The following is a 15,726-nucleotide window of genomic DNA, read 5'->3' as shown; positions in this document are numbered from 1 at the left end:
TATAGCGCTCTGAAGGAAGCCTTCGCGAGCAGGCTCGCTCCCACATTTGGATTTTTGTTGAACACAAAATTTGTGGCCGACAAAAATCCCCTGTGGGAGCGAGACTGCTCGCGAAGCTTTTGGCTTTTAGCGGCTAGCGATCAGCGCCTGACCGCGCACCACCGCTGCCTTGACCTGCGCCGGGGCAGTGCCGCCGATATGGTCACGAGCATTCACCGAGCCTTCCAGGGTCAGCACGGCAAACACGTCCTGCTCGATCTGATCGCTGAACTGACGCAGTTCTTCCAGGCTCATCTCGGCCAGATCCTTGCCAGTGTCGACGCCGTACTTCACCGCGTGACCGACGATTTCGTGGCAATCACGGAACGGCAGACCACGGCGCACCAGATAATCTGCCAGGTCGGTCGCGGTGGAGAAACCGCGCAGCGCCGCTTCACGCATGATCGCGTGTTTCGGTTTGATCGCCGGGATCATGTCGGCAAAGGCACGCAGCGAATCGCGCAGTGTGTCGGCGGCGTCGAACAGCGGCTCTTTGTCTTCCTGGTTGTCCTTGTTGTAGGCCAGCGGCTGGCCTTTCATCAGGGTCAGCAGACCCATCAGTGCACCGAACACACGGCCGGTCTTGCCACGTACCAGCTCCGGTACGTCAGGGTTTTTCTTTTGCGGCATGATCGAACTGCCGGTGCAGAAGCGGTCCGGCAGATCAATGAACTGGAACTGCGCGCTGGTCCACAGCACCAGCTCTTCGGAGAAGCGCGACAAGTGCATCATCGCGATGCTCGCGGCCGAGCAGAATTCGATGGCGAAGTCGCGATCGGAGACGTTGTCCAGCGAGTTGCCGCCCACGGCGTCGAAGCCCAGCAGTTGCGCGGTGTATTCGCGGTCGATCGGGTAGGTGGTGCCAGCCAGCGCGGCGCTGCCCAGCGGCATGCGGTTGGTGCGCTTGCGGCAGTCGACCAGACGCTCGTAGTCGCGGCTGAGCATTTCGAACCAGGCCAGCATGTGGTGCCCGAAGGTCACTGGCTGCGCGGTCTGCAGGTGGGTGAAGCCCGGCATGATGCTCGCGGCTTCGCGCTCGGCTTGCTCCAGCAGGCCTTTCTGCAGGCGGGTGATCTCGGCGAGGATCAGGTCGATTTCGTCACGCAGCCACAGGCGGATGTCGGTGGCGACCTGGTCGTTACGGCTACGGCCGGTGTGCAGCTTTTTACCGGTAACGCCGATGCGGTCGGTCAGGCGTGCTTCGATGTTCATGTGCACGTCTTCGAGGTCGACACGCCAGTCGAACTGGCCGGCCTCGATTTCGCCCTGAATGGTCTTCAGGCCGTCGATGATGCTGTCGCGCTCGGCATCGGTCAGCACGCCGACCTTGGCCAGCATGGTGGCGTGGGCGATCGAGCCCATGATGTCGTGGCGATACAGGCGCTGGTCGAAAGTGACGGAGGCGGTGAAGCGGGCGACGAAGGCGTCGACGGGTTCACTGAAGCGGCCGCCCCAGGACTGATTGGTCTTGTCAGTGCTCATGAATTCGCTCGTATCGGCTTGAAGAAAGAAGGCGTGAAACGCTGGCGCGGATAATAACAGGGTTGCCAATCCTGTCGCTGACACTGGTCGATACGTTTTTTTCTCATTGCGTCAGCCATAGTGGCCGCTGGTGCCGGGGGATTTGCACAAGGATATTTTTCGATTGAGCAATATCGGCCCGGCGAGCGTCTACAGTTGGACATAAGGGTCGACGCGGCTCTGGATCGCGCAAAGGTCTGGCCGGCGACTATAAGAAGAGGGGGTGGGTGTTTTGTCCTTCGGCAAACCCCGTGAGAAACGCAGGAAACAGCGGGCTTTGAGCAGTACGACCCGGACACTGGCAAATATTGCTGGCCGACGTACGGCACTTTTTGGCGCTCGGGCTAGTCTTAGCGTGGATCGCGGTGACGGACGTCACTTCACCTGTCTACGCTATCCTTGTGCGAGACTCACGCAGGAATCCAGCGCAATATGAATGTCCTGATCGTTGATGACGAACCACTGGCTCGCGAGCGCCTCAGCCGAATGGTGAGCGAGCTCGAGGGTTATACAGTTCTGGAGCCCGGCGCCACGAATGGCGAAGAGGCGTTGGCACTGATCGACAGCCACAAGCCGGATATCGTGCTGCTCGATATCCGCATGCCGGGTCTCGATGGCCTGCAGGTTGCTGCCCGTTTGTGCGAACGTGAAACGCCGCCGGCCGTGGTGTTTTGCACCAGCCCCGATGAATTTGCCGTGGAAGCCCTGCAGGCCAGCGCCGTGGGCTATGTGGTGAAACCCGTGCGAACCGAACATCTGCATGACGCCCTGAAACGGGCTGAACGTCCCAATCGGGCGCAACTCTCGGCCCTGACCCGTCCTGCTGCTGAAAGCGGCAACGGCCCGCGCAGCCATATCAGCGCCCGCACCCGCAAAGGCATCGAACTGATCCCGCTGGATCAGGTGGTCTACTTTATCGCCGACCACAAGTACGTGACCCTGCGCCACGAGGCCGGTGAAGTGCTGTTGGATGAGCCGCTCAAGGCCCTCGAAGACGAATTCGGCGAGCGCTTTGTGCGTATCCATCGCAACGCGCTGGTCGCCCGCGACCGCATCGAACGTCTGCAGCGTACGCCGCTGGGGCATTTCCAGCTGTTTCTCAAGGGTCTAAATGGTGACGCGCTGATCGTCAGTCGTCGGCACGTGGCCGGTGTGCGCAAGATGATGCAGGGCCTGTAACCCGGTCATTCCGGACAGCTCCAGCTCCTTTTTACCAGGCACTGCGGGCCAGGGAGGCCGCGCCGACTCTGATTCAAGTCAAAGAGGATTTGGCTGAGCTGTTATTATCCGCCGTATCTATTCAGTACGGATTGATCCATGTCCTCTCGCGAAATCCGCATCGCCACCCGTAAAAGTGCGCTTGCCCTCTGGCAGGCCGAATACGTCAAAGCCCGTCTTGAAGCGGCCCACCCGGGCCTGCTGGTGACGCTGGTGCCCATGGTCAGTCGCGGCGACAAGCTGCTCGATTCGCCACTGTCGAAAATCGGTGGCAAGGGCCTGTTCGTCAAGGAACTGGAAACTGCGCTGCTGGAAAACGAAGCCGACATCGCCGTCCACTCGATGAAAGATGTGCCGATGGACTTCCCGGACGGCCTCGGCCTGTTCTGCATCTGCGAGCGTGAAGATCCGCGTGATGCCTTCGTTTCCAATACGTATGCCAGCCTGGAAGCATTGCCTGCCGGCAGCATTGTCGGCACGTCGAGTCTGCGTCGGCAGGCACAGTTGCTCACCCGTCGTCCGGATCTGCAGATCCGCTTTCTGCGCGGCAACGTCAACACTCGCCTGGCCAAACTCGATGCCGGTGAGTACGACGCGATCATCCTCGCCGCCGCCGGCCTGATCCGCCTCGGCTTCGAAGATCGCATCACTTCGGCGATCAGTGTTGATGACAGCCTGCCGGCCGGTGGCCAAGGTGCAGTCGGCATCGAATGCCGCAGCGCCGACACCGAAATCCACGCCTTGCTCGCACCGCTGCATCACGCCGACACCTCGTCGCGCGTCACCGCCGAGCGTGCCCTCAACAAACATTTGAATGGCGGCTGCCAAGTGCCGATCGCCTGCTATGCCGTGCTCGAAGGCGAACAGTTGTGGTTGCGTGGTCTGGTCGGTGAGCCAAGCGGCGGCAAGCTGCTCAGCGCCCAAGCGCGCGCGCCACGGGCCGATGCCGAAGCACTGGGTGTGAAGGTCGCCGAAGACCTGCTCAGCCAGGGTGCCGACGACATTCTCAAAGCGGTCTACGGCGAGGCAGGTCACGAGTGACCGGTTGGCGCCTGCTGCTGACGCGCCCCGCGGAAGACTGTGCGGCGCTGGCGCAGACGTTGGCCGGGCAGGGCGTTTTCAGTAGCAGTTTGCCGCTTCTGGACATTGTCCCGCTGCCAGTCTCTGAGAAAATTCGTCAGGCGATTACGCAGTTGCCAAGTTGCAGTGCAGTGATTGTCGTCAGCAAACCGGCGGCGCGTATTGCGCTGGATCTGCTCGAAGGTGCATCTGCGCTGACGATGCCGTGGTTCAGTGTCGGCGCGGCGACTGCGCAGATTTTGCTGGATCACGGTCTGGACGCGAACTTCCCGGCCGCCGGCGATGACAGCGAAGCCTTGCTGCAATTGCCGCGTCTGCGTGAGGCGGTCAGTCAGCCCGGCGCGCAGGTGTTGATCTTGCGCGGGGAGGGTGGGCGTGAACTGCTCGCCGAGCGCTTGCGTGAGCTAGGTGCTAGTGTCGAGTATCTGGAATTGTATCGACGCGACCTGCCAGCCTATGCCCCGGATGAGCTGCCACGGCGGATCGAAGCGGAACGCTTGAACGGGCTGGTGGTCAGCAGTGGACAGGGTTTCGAGCACCTGCGCCAAATGTCCGGCGATGCCTGGCCGACTATCGCGCCGTTGCCGTTGTTTGTACCAAGCCCAAGGGTCGCCGAGCTGGCACGTGCCGCCGGGGCTCAAACAGTTGTGGATTGCCGCGGCGCGAGTGCCGCGGCTTTGCTGACGGCGTTGCGGGTGTATCCCGAACCCGTTTTCTAATGCAAAGGATGGATACGTGAGCGAAACAGCCTTGCCAAAAGATGACGTCCAGCCTGTGATTGAACCCCAGGTTGAAACTCCACCGCCGGCCACAGAGCCGCGCCGAGGCAATGGACTGGCCATCGTCGCTTTGTTGCTCGGTGCTGCCGGTGTTGCGATCGGCGGCTGGGGTGTCTGGCAGGTTCGTCACCTGCAGACCAACACTCAACAGCAGTCCGGTGAAGTGCAGGCATTGAACGATCAGGCGCAAAGCCTGAAGCTCAATGAACAGCGTCTGACCGAGCGCCTCGCGCAGCTGCCGGGTGCCGACGAACTTGCCGAGCGCCAGCGTCTGGTGACGCAGCTTCAAGGTGATCAACAGCGCCTCAATCAACGTCTGGAAACGGTGCTGGGCGCCAGTCGCAAGGACTGGCGTCTGGCCGAGGCAGAGCATTTGCTGCGCTTGGCCAGCCTGCGTTTGTCGGCTTTACAGGACATCAGCAGCGCTCAGGCGCTGGTCCAGGGCGCTGACGAAATTCTCCGTGAGCAAAACGATCCAGGCTCTTTTGCCGCCCGCGAGCAAGTGGCGAAAACCCTGGTGGCGCTGCGCAGTACTTCGCAACCGGATCGCACCGGTCTGTTCCTGCGCCTCGGCGCGTTGCGTGATCAAGTCATCGACCTCACCGAGCTTGCGCCGGAGTACAAGGATCGTGGCGAATCGCTGCTGGGCCTGACCGCTGACGGTGACGGCGCCAGTCGTTGGGCGCAGTGGTGGGATCAGGTCTCGCGCTATATCCGTATCGATTTCAATGCCGACAAGAATGTGCGGCCGCTGCTGGCCGGGCAGAGCCTTAGTCAGGTGCGTCTGGCCCTGAGCCTTGCGCTTGAGCAGGCACAGTGGGCAGCCCTCAACGGTCAGGCGCCGGTCTATACCCAGGCGCTGGCCGAAGCGCGCGATGTGCTCAAGGGCAATTTCAACCCGGACAATCCGCAAAGCAAAGTGATGCTCGAGCAGGTCGGTGAGTTGAGCAAGGAACCGGTCACGGTCACCACGCCGGATCTGGCCGGCACGCTGAGTGCGGTGCAAGCCTACCTTGAACGGCGCAACGTTAACGCCGAAGAGTCGGTGAAACCCTTCGCCAAGCCTGCCGCCAACACCGCGCAGGAGACCACGCCATGAAGCGCCTGTATGTGATCGTGTTTCTGGTGATCGCGGCGACAGCGGCGCTGGGTCTGGCGATTGCCGAGCATTCCGGTTACGTGCTGGTGGCCTACAAAAGCTTCCGCTACGAGTCCAGCCTGTGGGCGACGCTGGCGGTCATCGCGGTGTTGTGGCTGCTGATCTGGGGGATCAAGGCACTGGTCGAATTGGTCATGGCCTCCAGTGGCGTGGTCAACCCATGGTCGCGCCGCAACCGCAGTCGGCGCGTACAGGTGGCGATCGAGCACGGTCAACTGGATCTGGCCGAAGGTCGCTGGGCCAGCGCTCAGCGTCACCTGTCTCGAGCGGCTGAAGCCGAGCGCCAGCCATTGCTGTACTACCTCGGTGCTGCCCGCGCAGCCAACGAGCAAGGTCTTTACGAAGAGTGCGATCGTTTGCTGGAACGGGCGCTCGAGCGTCAGCCCCAGGCGGAGCTGGCCATCGCTTTGAGTCATGCGCAGTTGCAGACTGACCGTGGCGACACCGACGGTGCCTTGGTGACGCTGCAAGCGATGCACGATCGCCATCCACACAATGCGCAGACGTTGCGTCAGTTGCAGCGCTTGTACCAGCAGCGCGGCGAATGGTCGGCGGTGATTCGTTTGCTGCCGGAATTGCGCAAGGACAAAGTCCTGCCGCGCGCCGAACTGGCTGAACTCGAGCGCCGCGCCTGGGGTGAAAACCTCTCGCTGGCTGCGCAACGGGAAGAGGATGGCAGCGTGGGTTTGCAGTCGCTCACGCGCGCCTGGGAGCAGCTCACTTCGGCGCAACGGCAGGAGCCGCCGCTGGTGTTGGCGTACGCCGAACAGTTGCGGCAGTTGGGCGCCCAGGTCGAAGCGGAAGAAGTGCTGCGCACTGCCCTCAAACGCAAGTACGACAGCCATCTGGCCCGTCTCTACGGGCTGGTGCGCGGCAGCGATCCGGCCCGCCAGTTGCAAACCGCCGAAGGCTGGCTGAAGGAGCATCCGAACGATCCAAGCCTGCTGTTGACCCTCGGCCGACTGTGTCTGCAAACCAGTCTGTGGGGCAAGGCACGGGATTACCTGGAAAGCAGTCTGCGTTTGCAGCGCAATCCCGAGGCGTGTGCGGAACTGGCGCGCCTGCTCGCCCAGTTGGGCGATACCGAGCGCAGCAATCAGTTGTTCCAGGAAGGCCTTGGTCTGCTGGACGAGCGCCTGCTGGCCGCGCCGTTGCCGGCTCCGGCCCAAGTCTGAAGTGGCGAGGGAGTTCGCTCCCTCGCTTACCTTTTGTGGCTGAATTTTCCACTTCGTTGAGCGCCTGAAGCAAATTCCTACAGCGGTCTACACCAATTCCTCTCGATCCTGTCGGGTTTTCCCTACACCTCTGGTGAACTGTCGGCAGGGCCTTGCCTTGAAAGGCTGACACGCTTTCCTCTACCGTAACCGTCTGTCTCTACTGTTACGGAAAAGCCATGTCGTTGGCCTGCTCACGCTCCTTGTTCTTCATGGCTTTCACTGCGGGGGCCTTTGCTCTGGGAGCTTCCTATTATCTTGAATATGCAGTCGGCCTGACGCCGTGCAGCCTGTGTCTGGTGCAGCGCCTGTTCCTCACGCTCCTGTGCGTAGTCAGTGGTCTGGCGGCGGTGCACGGTCCCAAACGTGTTGGTTTGTGGTTCTACTGGCTGTTGACCCTGGGCGCCAGCCTGGGTGGGACCACGGCGGCCTGGCGGCAGGTACTGATACAGAGCGATCCGATGCTGCACCTGCTCAATTGCTCGCCTGCTCCCGAGGCCTTGTTCAGTGGTCTGCCATGGATCTGTGCCCTGCAAACAATGTTTAGCGGCGGTACCGATTGTGCGGAAATTTCCTGGACGCTGTTCGACCTGAGTATCCCGGAGTGGAGCCTGCTGTTCTTTGTCGCGGTATCGATTCTGGCGGTGTATCAATTGTTGCGGCTGGTATGGAGTGCTCTGCAACGCCCGCTCAGCGGCCAAGCGTCGCACCCGGTGCTGTTGCGGGATTAAACACTTGTATGAACTTTATCTCCTGCGTACCTTGAAGCCATAGGCGTGCGGGCATAATCTGGCCCGCACGTGTCATTGGATTTATGTTGCTCGATGACGCTCTGCCCGGCCGACCCCCAAGCCAGAATCAAAAGAGGGGCGCGGGTGTAGAGCAGCATGACCCACAAGGGAAGAGAGATCGCCATGCTCGAAAGTTGTCAGAATGCTCAGGAACGTTGGGGTGGGGTTCATCTGCTGATCGACCGCTGGTTGCAAGAGCGTGAAGAGCTGATCGGTGCCTACGACAAACTCGGTGCACAGCCTGAGTCGCTCTCCGAGAACCGCAAGCCTCTGCAGGAATTCTGCGGTGTGCTGGTCGATTACGTCTCGGCCGGGCACTTCGAAATCTACGAACAGCTGACGGGTGAAGCCAAGGCTTTCAACGACAAGCGTGGGCTGGAACTCGCCGAGACGATTTATCCGCGCATCGATGTCATTACCGAGAAGCTTCTAGCCTTCAACGACCTGTGCGATGAGGGCAAATGCGTTGCAGAGAAATTCAAAGAGCTAGGTGGCCTGCTCCACGAACGCTTCGAACTTGAAGACTGCCTGATTGAAGTGCTGCACACAGCACACAAGGAAGAAGATCCGGTTCAGGCCTGATCCCGAACCCTGATCAAAAAAAACGGTGCGCCCGAAAGCGCACCGTTTTTTATTGCCCGATCAACTCGTCGCACCACGCAATTCCACTTCAAACACCAGCGGTGTGAACGGCGCAATCAGGTCACCGGCACCGTCAGCGCCATAGGCCTGATCCGATGGAATCACCAGGCGCCATTTCGCGCCTACCGGCATGTTCTGCAACGCGGTGCGCCAGCCGGCAATCACGCTGTCGAGGTTGAACCATTGCGGCTGAGTGTTCTGATCGAACACGGTGCCATCCGGCAATCGTCCGACGTACAGCACCTGCACTTTTCCATCGGGGCCAGCCTTGGCACCGGTACCCGCTGTCAGCTCGGTGAGCAGGATGCCGTCAGCCAGTTCCTGAACACCCGGTTTGGCTTTTTCAGCGATGAGAAAACGTTGCTCGTTTTCCATCGCCGCATCACTTGAAGGCTGTGCAGAGTGCTCGGCGTTTTGCGCTTCATGATCGGCCAGAATCTGTTCGATACGTGCTTCACTCAGCGCCAGCGGCTTGCCTTGGTAGGCTTGCTGCAAGCCATCGACCAGCGCCTGAATCTGCAGTTGCGGGACTTCCTGACGCAGCCGTTCACCGAGGCTGGCACCGAGGCTGTAGGCCAGATCGTGAGCATCGTTCGCGGTGTTTTTTTCGTCAGCGTGAACGGCCGAAAAAACCATGCAGAGGGATAAAAAAAAGTAGCGCGACATGGGCACACTCCGTCCTGAGATGCGGTGGATTATGCCAGCGCGAACGTCTGCAACGGTGAACTGCTTTTGACTTCGCGCAGAACATTTTCGATTCGGTGCAACGCAACGCAATCGATACTGTCAAGATGCCCTAGCGGCGGTAACTGCAGAGGTCTAGTATGAGCCGCACTCACGTCAGCCAGGAGGTAAACCATGTCGGCCACCAAGAAGCCTGTAAATACTCCGTTGCACTTACTCCAACAACTCTCGGGCAGCCTGCTCGAGCATCTGGAAAACGCTTGCTCCCAAGCCTTGGCTGATGCTGAAAAACTGCTCGCCAAACTGGAAAAGCAACGCGGCAAGGCGCAAGAAAAACTGCACAAATCCCGCACCAAGTTGCAGGACGCAGCCACTGCCGGTAAAGCCAAGGCGCAGAACAAAGCCAAGGCCGCAGTGAAAGAACTGGAAGACCTGCTCGATGCCTTGAAGGATCGTCAGTCCGACACTCGCAGCTACATTCTGCAACTCAAGCGCGATGCCCAGGAAAGCCTGAAACTGGCCCAGGGTGTGGGTCGTGTTCAAGAAGCCGTGGGCAAAGTACTGTCCACCCGCGCCGCCAAACCGGCAGCGGCACCGGCGAAGAAAGCGGCTGCCAAACCGGCTGCAGCGGCTAAACCTGCAGCGAAAACCGCAGCGGCTAAACCTGCTGCAAAACCGGCGGCCAAACCTGCTGCCAAGGCACCGGTGAAAGCGGCGGCCAAGCCAGCTGCCAAAACCGCGGCCAAACCTGCGGCGAAAAAACCGGCTGCCGCGAGCGCTGCCAAACCGGCGGCTAAAACCACTGCTGCAAAACCAGCTGTTGCCAAGCCAGCCGCTAGAACGGCCGCCGCCAAACCGGCTGCAAAACCAGCCGCGAGCAAAGCTGCTCCCGCGAAAGCTGCAGCTGCCAAACCGGTCGCTAAACCTGCGGCGAAAGCTGTGGCGAAACCAGCCGCAAAACCTGCTGCCAAAACCGCCGCTGCCAAGCCAGCCGCCAAACCGGCTGCCGCTAAACCCGCTGTAAAAACCGCGGCAAAACCTGCCGCCAAGCCGGCGGCAAAACCAGCAGTGAAAGCCGCCGCCAAGCCAGCCGCCGCTGCTAAACCAGCGACCACTGCTGCCAAGCCTGCTGCTGCAAAACCGGCCGCCAAACCAACTGCCAAACCGGCCGTGAAAAAGCCTGCCGCTGCCAAACCAGCTGCCGCCAAACCGGCTACCACTCCAGCTGCCAAGCCTGCCGTGCCAGCCACTCCGGCCACGCCAGCCGCCGCTGCTCCAGCCGCCACCACCTCGACTCCTTCGACTGCGCCATCGCCAGCCGCTGCGTCGAGCGTCAGCAACAACCCGACCAGCGCTTCCTAAGTGCCGGTTGCCGCGACGCGCAGCACTTGCAGCGCGTCGCGGTTCGGGCTGGCCGCCATGCCGGCCAATCCTTCAAGCCAGGTCTTCGAGCCTGCATCGTTTAGCGCCCATTCCTGCGCCACTCCTTCAAGCCGTGACAGCAACGCTCGCTCAGCCTCAAGCTCCAGTGATTTGATCTGCTCGCGCATGCCTTTCAGCACCGCATCATCAACGGCCCGTACTTTCCATTGCATCCGCAGTGAGCGCAGCGGCTGTACCACCTCGGTATCCCAAGGCTCGGTCAGCGTCTGAAGCTGGCCTACACGTTGTTCATCACAGATCACCCCGCGTTGTTCGAGCCATAAACCACACAGCAGCAGGCACACATTGGCGCCCGCCGTTTGCAGTCGCAGGCAGGCTTCTTCCACGCCCGGGCGGGCGTAGGTGGCAAGGGAAAAGCTCCACAGGTCAGAGGACATCGTGCTACTCGCGCCAGTTGTGAGCGAAGCTGGTAGACTCCGCCGCCATTATGATCCGACTTCAGAACCTGACTTTACAGCGTGGCCCGCAACGTCTGCTAGAAGACGCCGAGCTGACCCTGCACGCCGGCCACAAAGCCGGCCTCATCGGTGCCAACGGCGCCGGCAAATCGAGCCTGTTCGCCTTGATTCGGGGCGAACTGCACCCCGACTCGGGTGATTGCTTCCTGCCGGCTGACTGGCGCATCGCCCACATGCGCCAGGAGATCGAGACCCTTGAGCGTCTTGCCGTCGACTATGTGCTCGATGGCGATTTGCGTCTACGCGAGGTGCAACGTGACCTCGCCGCCGCCGAAGCGGCGCACGACGGTGCCGCTCAGGCCCGCCTGCACTCGGAACTCGACAGCGCCGACGGCTACACCGCCGACGCGCGGGCGCGCAAATTGCTCGCCGGCCTCGGCTTCACCAACGAGCAGATGGATCGACAGGTAGGAGATTTCTCCGGTGGCTGGCGGATGCGTCTGAATCTGGCGCAGGCATTGATGTGCCCGTCCGACCTGTTGTTGCTCGACGAACCGACCAACCACTTGGACCTCGACGCGATCATCTGGCTCGAAGAGTGGCTGAAAAGCTACCCGGGCACCTTGCTGCTGATCTCCCACGACCGTGATTTCCTCGATGAAGTCGTCGATCACGTGGCCCACGTCGATCAGCGCAAAATCACCCTGTATCGCGGCGGCTATACCGCGTTCGAACGCGCCCGTGCCGAGCGTCTGGCCCAGCAGCAACAGGCCTACGAGAAGCAGCAGGCGCAACGTGCGCACATGGAAAGCTACATCGCCCGTTTCAAGGCCCAGGCGACCAAGGCCCGTCAGGCACAGAGCCGGATCAAGGCACTGGAGCGGATGGAAGAGCTATCGGCGGCCCACGTCGATTCGCCATTCGACTTCGTCTTCCGCGAGTCGACCAAGATCTCCAGCCCGCTGATCGACCTGTCGGATGCGCGTCTGGGCTATGGCGACAAAACCATCCTGGAGAAGGTCAAGCTGCAACTGACCCCGGGCGCGCGGATCGGCCTGCTCGGCCCGAACGGCGCAGGTAAGTCGACGCTGATCAAAAACCTCGCCGGTGAACTGTCACCGCTCGGCGGGCGCCTGACCCGTGGCGAGAACACCGTGGTTGGCTACTTCGCCCAGCATCAGCTCGACTCGCTGGATTCCAAGGCCAGCCCGTTATTGCACTTGCAGCGTCTGGCGCCGACCGAGCGCGAGCAGACACTGCGTGACTTCCTCGGCGGTTTCGACTTCCGTGGCGCGCGCATTGATGAGCCGGTACTGAATTTCTCCGGTGGTGAAAAAGCGCGTCTGGCCCTGGCGTTGATCGCCTGGGAGCGCCCGAACCTGTTGCTGCTCGACGAACCGACCAACCACCTCGACCTGGAAATGCGCCTGGCGCTGACCATGGCGCTGCAGGAATTCAGCGGCGCGGTGCTGGTGGTGTCTCACGATCGTCACTTGCTCAAGAGCACCACCGACAACTTCTACCTGGTCGCTGATGGCAAGGTCGAAGAGTTCGATGGCGACCTCGAAGACTACGCGCGCTGGCTGGTGGAGTACCGCCAGCGTAACGCGCCGGTCAGTAACACCCCGGTGAACCCGGACAAGACCGACAAAAAGGCCCAGCGTCAGGCTGCTGCTGCGTTGCGTCAGCAACTGGCCCCGCACAAGCGTGAAGCCGACAAACTCGAAGCCGAGCTGGGCAAGCTTCACGAGAAACTGGCCAAGGTCGACGCCAGCCTCGGCGACAGCGACATCTACGAGCCGGCGCGCAAGAATGAATTGCGTGATCTGCTCGCCGAACAGGCCAAGCTGAAGGTTCGTGAAGGCGAATTGGAAGAGGCGTGGATGGAAGCCCTCGAGGTGCTGGAAAGCATGCAGGCGGAGCTGGAGGCGCTGTCCTGATGGAAGCGTTCAAGCTGCCGCTGCCGGCGGAGTGGGTCGAGCCGATCTGGTTCGCGGTGCAGATTCTGCTGATCCTGCTGGCCGGTTACCTCACTCAGCGCTTCGTCGCCAAAGGTCTGACCCGCCTGGGTGAGCGCTATCCGTTCCCGCCGCAGTTGCTGATGCCACTGCGCGGCGTGTTGCGCTGGCTGATCATGGGCAGTGCGCTGATCTTTGTTCTGGAACGCCTCGGTGTCTCGGCCACTGTTTTGTGGACGGCGCTGTCAGGGTTCGTCGCCGTGGCGGCGGTGGCGTTCTTCGCGATGTGGAGTGTGCTGTCGAATCTGCTCTGCGCGATTCTGATCTTCACGGTTGGGCCGTTCCGGCTGGGCGATATCGTTGAGCTGGTGGACACCACGGACAAGCCTGGCGTCAAAGGCCGGGTGGTGGCGATCAATCTGCTTTACACCACGTTGATCGAGGCGGAAGAGCTTGGGACTGGCAGCGCGATGGTGCAGGTGCCGAACAGCTTGTTTTTCCAGCGCTCGGTGCGACGTTGGCGCGGGACGGATGTATTCCCTTCCAGCGGGTTCGAGAAGTAAGTCTTACAGCAAGATCAAAAGATCGTCCGATCGCGGCCCGAGCCTTCGGCAGCTCCTACAGGGATCGCTTTCCAAAGTAGGAGCTGCCGGAGGCTGCGATCTTTTGCTTTTAGGCCCAATCCGCATTAGCTTGAGCGTCTGTCACAATTCAGATGCGAGGTGTGCGATGGAGCTTCAAACATGGCTGGCATTTTTTGCCGCCTGCTGGGTGATCAGTCTGTCCCCGGGTGCTGGCGCCATTGCGTCGATGTCCAGCGGTCTGCAATACGGTTTCTGGCGCGGTTACTGGAACGCCCTCGGCCTGCAGATTGGCCTGGCGGTGCAGATCGCGATTGTCGGCGCCGGTGTTGGCGCGATCCTGACCGCTTCGGCCACCGCCTTCCACGCGATTAAATGGTTCGGTGTGGCTTATCTGGTGTACCTGGCCATCAAGCAATGGCGTGCGCTGCCCATGGACATGAGCGACGACGCGACGGTACGACCGATCGGCAAGCCGCTGGCGCTGGTGTTCCGCGGCTTTCTGGTGAACATCAGCAACCCCAAGGCTTTGGTGTTCATGCTTGCGGTGCTGCCGCAGTTCATCAACCCGCATGCGCCGTTGCTGATTCAGTATGTGCTGATTGGTGTGACGATGATCTTCGTCGACCTGATTGTCATGGCGGGCTACACCGGTCTGGCGTCGAAGGTGCTGCGTTTGCTACGCACCCCGCAACAGCAGAAGCGCATGAACCGCACGTTTGCCGGGCTGTTCATCGGCGCTGCGGCGTTTATGGCCACGCTGCGTAAAGCGGCAGCATAAACCGCGCAGGCACAAAAAAAGGCGACCTGTGCGGGTCGCCTTTTTTGTGGCTGGGACGCAGAGCGGCCAAGGATCAGCGCAAGATCACCGGCGCAGTATCACGCGGCAAATTGTTGCGCTGCGGCGCCTCACGCGGCTGCTCGTAACCGCCGCCACCAAGCTGCATGCTCAGTTGCCCGGCCACGTCTTCACCCAGCGCCTTGGACACGTCGCGCACCACCCGTGGGCGGTTCAGCGAGATCTTGATGTCGCGGTGGTTCACCAGTTTGGTGTCCTGCGCTTCGCCCATCGCGGTGAAGGCCGAGGTGATTTCGAAGGTCTTGGTGTTGATCAGGCTGAAATCCGCCACCAGCGTCAGGCCCAGTACCGCCGAATAGCTGTCGGTGTTCGCCAGCTCGTTGATGTCCTGGGTGAAGTCGATATCGGACACGGTACCGAACAGCACATAGTCGGCGCCTTTGAAGTTGCCGGCCTTGATGCGCTTGATCACGTCGTAGACGTCACCCTTGGACGACGCGGTGTACGGCGTGCCCTGCACCAGCTGGAACATACCGGTACGCAGGATTTCACCCTTGATGTCGCCGGTGAATTTGCGCAGCTCGCCTTGCTCGATGTAGCTGGTGCTCGCTTCGATCTCGTTGTAGCTCGAAGAGCCGCTGGAGCTGTAGTAACCCTCGCGATGATTGCTCTGGGCGGAAACGATGTGGATGTATTGCTCCACACGCTCCTGATAGGCCAGATCCGTCACCGCGACTTTCGGGGCCGCCTGCGCGCTGAACGCACAAGCCAGGGCCATCATGCCAATCCATGCGCGCATCAATTAACGCTCCGTGGTTTTGCGGATCTCTTTTTCGTCCATCCACTCGGCCAGACCGCTTTCAACGTCGATCAGTTGCAGGCTGAATTTGTAGAAGACGTCCTTGTAATCGCTGCTGCGCTTGACGATCGAGCTGATCGAGCCTTCGATGCGGTACTTGGCGGCAACCATGTTGCCAGTCTTGGCCACGGTGCTCTTCTTGTACAGGCCGCTCTGGTTTTGCAGCTTGAGCTGGTCAACCTGGCTCTGCATGGCGTTGTTGTCGCTGGCGAAGCGGGCCACGCCGGTTTTCATCAGCTGAGTCTTGATGCTGGTGGTGATTTCGCGGGTGTCGATGTATTCGCTGGTCTTGTTCTTCACGTCGTAGACCTGAACCACCGGACGGCCCTGCAGAATGCCGGACTGGGCCAGCGAGCGGGTCATCGACTCGGCGATCATTTGCAGGTCGGTCGAACCGAATTCGTTGGTCACGGTTTCAACCGCTTTGGTGTCGCCGTAGCTGATGTTCTTGCTGCCCAGGGTCGGCGAAGTGTTGGCGCAACCGGAGGCCAGCAGGGCGATAACAGCGATGCAGGAAAAGCGTGCAAACATGGGAATGCTCTCTAAAACAGAAATAGGGTG

16 protein-coding genes and 1 pseudogene are annotated in these 15,726 nt (G+C 60.9%); 12 read left to right on the top strand and 5 right to left on the bottom strand.

Going from position 1 to position 15,726, the window contains the following annotated elements; translation table 11 throughout:
- Positions 1-126 precede the first annotated feature (126 nt).
- On the bottom strand, positions 127-1,521 hold the full coding sequence (gene argH / locus HU754_RS29190; RefSeq protein ID WP_095049356.1) for an argininosuccinate lyase: 1,395 nt from the start codon (positions 1,519-1,521) through the stop codon (positions 127-129).
- Positions 1,522-1,855: 334 nt separating this feature from the next.
- On the opposite strand from argH, the pseudogene HU754_RS29920 reads away from it, so the two are divergent.
- The 8 genes and pseudogenes from HU754_RS29920 to rsd all read left to right on the top strand — a co-directional run.
- Positions 1,856-1,996, top strand: a pseudogene (locus HU754_RS29920) (sensor histidine kinase); the annotation flags it as partial.
- Positions 1,993-2,739, top strand: a complete 747-nt coding sequence (locus HU754_RS29185) for a LytR/AlgR family response regulator transcription factor (RefSeq protein WP_093429721.1) — start codon at positions 1,993-1,995, stop codon at positions 2,737-2,739. The pseudogene HU754_RS29920 and the gene HU754_RS29185, both read left to right, overlap by 4 nt.
- Positions 2,740-2,877: 138 nt before the next feature.
- Positions 2,878-3,819 (top strand): hydroxymethylbilane synthase, encoded by a 942-nt coding sequence (gene hemC, locus HU754_RS29180; RefSeq protein WP_186620129.1) that lies wholly within the window; start codon positions 2,878-2,880, stop codon positions 3,817-3,819.
- Positions 3,816-4,577: a uroporphyrinogen-III synthase gene (locus HU754_RS29175; protein WP_186620128.1), complete on the top strand. Its 762-nt coding sequence runs from the start codon at positions 3,816-3,818 to the stop codon at positions 4,575-4,577. The genes hemC and HU754_RS29175 overlap by 4 nt, the downstream gene beginning before the upstream one ends.
- Before the next feature lie 16 nt (positions 4,578-4,593).
- Positions 4,594-5,736: a uroporphyrinogen-III C-methyltransferase gene (locus HU754_RS29170; protein WP_093429724.1), complete on the top strand. Its 1,143-nt coding sequence runs from the start codon at positions 4,594-4,596 to the stop codon at positions 5,734-5,736.
- A complete protein-coding gene (locus HU754_RS29165; protein ID WP_186620127.1) occupies positions 5,733-6,971 on the top strand; it encodes a heme biosynthesis protein HemY in 1,239 nt (412 codons plus the stop codon). The genes HU754_RS29170 and HU754_RS29165 overlap by 4 nt, the downstream gene beginning before the upstream one ends.
- A gap of 218 nt (positions 6,972-7,189) precedes the next feature.
- On the top strand, positions 7,190-7,741 hold the full coding sequence (locus HU754_RS29160; protein ID WP_093429726.1) for a disulfide bond formation protein B: 552 nt from the start codon (positions 7,190-7,192) through the stop codon (positions 7,739-7,741).
- A 183-nt stretch (positions 7,742-7,924) separates the two neighbouring features.
- A complete protein-coding gene (rsd, locus tag HU754_RS29155) occupies positions 7,925-8,383 on the top strand; it encodes a sigma D regulator (protein WP_093429727.1) in 459 nt (152 codons plus the stop codon).
- Positions 8,384-8,443: 60 nt separating this feature from the next.
- On the opposite strand, the gene HU754_RS29150 is transcribed toward rsd, so the two are convergent.
- On the bottom strand, positions 8,444-9,109 hold the full coding sequence (locus HU754_RS29150; RefSeq protein ID WP_116254262.1) for an FKBP-type peptidyl-prolyl cis-trans isomerase: 666 nt from the start codon (positions 9,107-9,109) through the stop codon (positions 8,444-8,446).
- Between the two features lie 192 nt (positions 9,110-9,301).
- On the opposite strand from HU754_RS29150, the gene HU754_RS29145 reads away from it, so the two are divergent.
- Positions 9,302-10,489, top strand: coding sequence for an AlgP family protein (locus tag HU754_RS29145; RefSeq protein WP_186620126.1), 1,188 nt, complete (start codon positions 9,302-9,304; stop codon positions 10,487-10,489).
- On the opposite strand, the gene HU754_RS29140 is transcribed toward HU754_RS29145, so the two are convergent.
- Positions 10,486-10,947 carry a TIGR02444 family protein gene (locus HU754_RS29140; protein WP_186620125.1) on the bottom strand — a complete coding sequence of 154 codons (462 nt, stop codon included), beginning with the start codon at positions 10,945-10,947 and terminating at the stop codon, positions 10,486-10,488. The genes HU754_RS29145 and HU754_RS29140 overlap by 4 nt on opposite strands.
- Before the next feature lie 50 nt (positions 10,948-10,997).
- On the opposite strand from HU754_RS29140, the gene HU754_RS29135 reads away from it, so the two are divergent.
- The 3 genes from HU754_RS29135 to HU754_RS29125 all read left to right on the top strand — a co-directional run bounded on the left by HU754_RS29135 (position 10,998) and on the right by HU754_RS29125 (position 14,288).
- A complete protein-coding gene (locus tag HU754_RS29135) occupies positions 10,998-12,908 on the top strand; it encodes an ATP-binding cassette domain-containing protein (protein WP_186620123.1) in 1,911 nt (636 codons plus the stop codon).
- Entirely contained in the window at positions 12,908-13,489 is a 582-nt protein-coding gene (locus tag HU754_RS29130) for a mechanosensitive ion channel family protein (protein ID WP_093429732.1), read from the top strand. The genes HU754_RS29135 and HU754_RS29130 overlap by 1 nt, the downstream gene beginning before the upstream one ends.
- Before the next feature lie 166 nt (positions 13,490-13,655).
- Complete coding sequence (locus tag HU754_RS29125; RefSeq protein ID WP_186620119.1) at positions 13,656-14,288, top strand: LysE family transporter; 633 nt, start codon at positions 13,656-13,658, stop codon at positions 14,286-14,288.
- Positions 14,289-14,361: 73 nt separating this feature from the next.
- Here HU754_RS29125 and HU754_RS29120 read toward each other — a convergent pair whose 3' ends face one another.
- Together HU754_RS29120 and lpoB are read right to left on the bottom strand one after the other, a co-directional pair.
- Positions 14,362-15,105: a penicillin-binding protein activator LpoB gene (locus HU754_RS29120; protein ID WP_122604515.1), complete on the bottom strand. Its 744-nt coding sequence runs from the start codon at positions 15,103-15,105 to the stop codon at positions 14,362-14,364.
- 3 nt (positions 15,106-15,108) lie between these two features.
- Positions 15,109-15,696, bottom strand: coding sequence for a penicillin-binding protein activator LpoB (lpoB, locus tag HU754_RS29115; RefSeq protein WP_016772610.1), 588 nt, complete (start codon positions 15,694-15,696; stop codon positions 15,109-15,111).
- Between the last annotated feature and the right edge of the window lie 30 nt (positions 15,697-15,726).

The organism is Pseudomonas zeae (assembly GCF_014268485.2).
Classification (GTDB): Bacteria; Pseudomonadota; Gammaproteobacteria; order Pseudomonadales; family Pseudomonadaceae; genus Aquipseudomonas; species Aquipseudomonas neuropathica.
This window is presented reverse-complemented; position numbering and strand designations above follow the sequence as displayed.

Coding starts and splice junctions, on each gene's coding strand:
- argH (WP_095049356.1), bottom strand. CDS start 1,521: ATGAGCACTGACAAGACCAATCAGTCCTGGGGCGGCCGCTTCAGTGAA.
- HU754_RS29145 (WP_186620126.1), top strand. CDS start 9,302: ATGTCGGCCACCAAGAAGCCTGTAAATACTCCGTTGCACTTACTCCAA.
- HU754_RS29150 (WP_116254262.1), bottom strand. CDS start 9,109: ATGTCGCGCTACTTTTTTTTATCCCTCTGCATGGTTTTTTCGGCCGTT.
- HU754_RS29160 (WP_093429726.1), top strand. CDS start 7,190: ATGTCGTTGGCCTGCTCACGCTCCTTGTTCTTCATGGCTTTCACTGCG.
- hemC (WP_186620129.1), top strand. CDS start 2,878: ATGTCCTCTCGCGAAATCCGCATCGCCACCCGTAAAAGTGCGCTTGCC.
- HU754_RS29120 (WP_122604515.1), bottom strand. CDS start 15,105: ATGCGCGCATGGATTGGCATGATGGCCCTGGCTTGTGCGTTCAGCGCG.
- HU754_RS29185 (WP_093429721.1), top strand. CDS start 1,993: ATGAATGTCCTGATCGTTGATGACGAACCACTGGCTCGCGAGCGCCTC.
- HU754_RS29140 (WP_186620125.1), bottom strand. CDS start 10,947: ATGTCCTCTGACCTGTGGAGCTTTTCCCTTGCCACCTACGCCCGCCCG.
- HU754_RS29165 (WP_186620127.1), top strand. CDS start 5,733: ATGAAGCGCCTGTATGTGATCGTGTTTCTGGTGATCGCGGCGACAGCG.
- HU754_RS29125 (WP_186620119.1), top strand. CDS start 13,656: ATGGAGCTTCAAACATGGCTGGCATTTTTTGCCGCCTGCTGGGTGATC.
- lpoB (WP_016772610.1), bottom strand. CDS start 15,696: ATGTTTGCACGCTTTTCCTGCATCGCTGTTATCGCCCTGCTGGCCTCC.
- rsd (WP_093429727.1), top strand. CDS start 7,925: ATGCTCGAAAGTTGTCAGAATGCTCAGGAACGTTGGGGTGGGGTTCAT.
- HU754_RS29135 (WP_186620123.1), top strand. CDS start 10,998: ATGATCCGACTTCAGAACCTGACTTTACAGCGTGGCCCGCAACGTCTG.
- HU754_RS29130 (WP_093429732.1), top strand. CDS start 12,908: ATGGAAGCGTTCAAGCTGCCGCTGCCGGCGGAGTGGGTCGAGCCGATC.